We start from the raw sequence: 1,474 nt of genomic DNA on the forward strand, positions 1-1,474 counted from the left end.
GTTAGTAAATGAGTCTATATCAAAAATGAGGAGGTGAATGAAATAGCTAAGGAAAAAGTTTTCTATACAACTTTTGTTGTTTTGATTTTGTCTAGTTTTATGTTGCAAACAGGTAAAGCAGACGAAGTTCAGGTGAAATCTGATGAAGCTAAAATAGATTATGTTAATAGTGAGGCATCAGCTCCGTAAGTTGATTTTTCTTCAGTTGAAGCCCAGGCAGAACCACCCAGTCAAGTAAGCTCAGTGGTAACCTCAACGTCACTGATGGTTTTCTCTTCAAGTGAGACAGATGAGGCGCTTCTTGAGGTGCATTCTCAAGTTGATATTATAGAAACGAGTGTTTCTATGGCTAAACCTCATTCAGAAGAGGCTCGTGTCCAGGCTCTTGGTGAGGACCGATCAGTAGCTGGATCTGAGCGAGGAGATTCAAGCCCAATATCTGAAGTGGCTTAAGAAACTGATAGATCTCTTGTATAGACAACTGCAGAAATAAGTCAGTTGGATAAAAGTATAGATTGAGAATTTGATCTATTCGTCAGAAGTAACCTTTACAGAAGAACTTATCTCAGAGATTTTCGGAAACAGTTCAACAAGTGTAGGCTCAATTGACATCTTACAAGCAGCAGGTAAAACCGTTACCCAGGCTGCGAGAAAGATTGCGGAATCAATTGCAGATCTAGATACAATTGGTAAGCAGACTTTGGCTGCTGCAAGGGTTGTTTTATTTCTTCTAGTTTTTTACCTAGCGGAAATTACATTTATTTAATACGCTTTGCCCTCGTAAGAGTGCTTTTTTTATGATAGAATGGGCATATGAAAACAACTAAAGAATCAATCCTAGACATTGTCCTTTTTTATTTGATCATTAATTAAGTTAGTTGCTACACTTTTAATTACCTCTAAAGTCATAGGCAGAGCATTTTCTTTAATCTTATTTTTTGTCATATTCCACATAGTATTTTCTCTTATTTTATCCAGAAAATCATGTCCCGCCCAAGTCAATGAACCTACATGAAAAGCATAAATTCTATTATTACCATATATTGGTTCATAACTATCTAGGAGTCCTGCTTCAGCCAGTATTTTACAATGATAGGCTACTGTATCAAGATCAAATCTATCAATATTTAAATTATACATTGCCGTTGATTTGTACTCTGCCTCAATCTTGAATAAAATTAACCGACATAAGTCCATATTTCTTTCCATGGTGCTACCTCAACGCTGTGTTTATTTTTATATTTATAGTATATTATAGAAAGAAACAAAGCTTCATCTTTAAGATATAATGTAGGAAAAATTTTCCGAAAAATATGTATTTTCTCGAAAGAAAGGTTTCTGTTACAATAAAAATGACGTATTTATTCTGTAACATATATTTGATAAAATGCAGTAAAGTAAGAAGGTAATTGAAATGAAGAAAATTATCAGTCTTATTCTTTTATTGATAGCTACTCTTTCTCTGATTTCTTGC

3 protein-coding genes are annotated in these 1,474 nt (G+C 34.2%); 2 read left to right on the forward strand and 1 reads right to left on the reverse strand.

The window, feature by feature from the left end; all coding sequences use genetic code 11:
• The first annotated feature begins 33 nt into the window (after nucleotides 1–33).
• Together CGS49_RS14255 and CGS49_RS13435 are read left to right on the forward strand one after the other, a co-directional pair.
• Nucleotides 34–189: a hypothetical protein gene (locus tag CGS49_RS14255; RefSeq protein WP_002948458.1), complete on the forward strand. Its 156-nt coding sequence runs from the start codon at nucleotides 34–36 to the stop codon at nucleotides 187–189.
• A gap of 334 nt (nucleotides 190–523) precedes the next feature.
• Entirely contained in the window at nucleotides 524–766 is a 243-nt protein-coding gene (locus CGS49_RS13435) for a hypothetical protein (protein ID WP_097802291.1), read from the forward strand.
• Nucleotides 767–837: 71 nt separating this feature from the next.
• Here CGS49_RS13435 and CGS49_RS13440 read toward each other — a convergent pair whose 3' ends face one another.
• Nucleotides 838–1,209 carry a DUF2513 domain-containing protein gene (locus CGS49_RS13440; RefSeq protein ID WP_207653410.1) on the reverse strand — a complete coding sequence of 124 codons (372 nt, stop codon included), beginning with the start codon at nucleotides 1,207–1,209 and terminating at the stop codon, nucleotides 838–840.
• Nucleotides 1,210–1,474 lie beyond the last annotated feature (265 nt).

The sequence above is a fragment of the Faecalibacterium langellae genome (assembly GCF_002549775.1).
GTDB lineage: Bacteria > Bacillota > Clostridia > Oscillospirales > Ruminococcaceae > Faecalibacterium > Faecalibacterium langellae.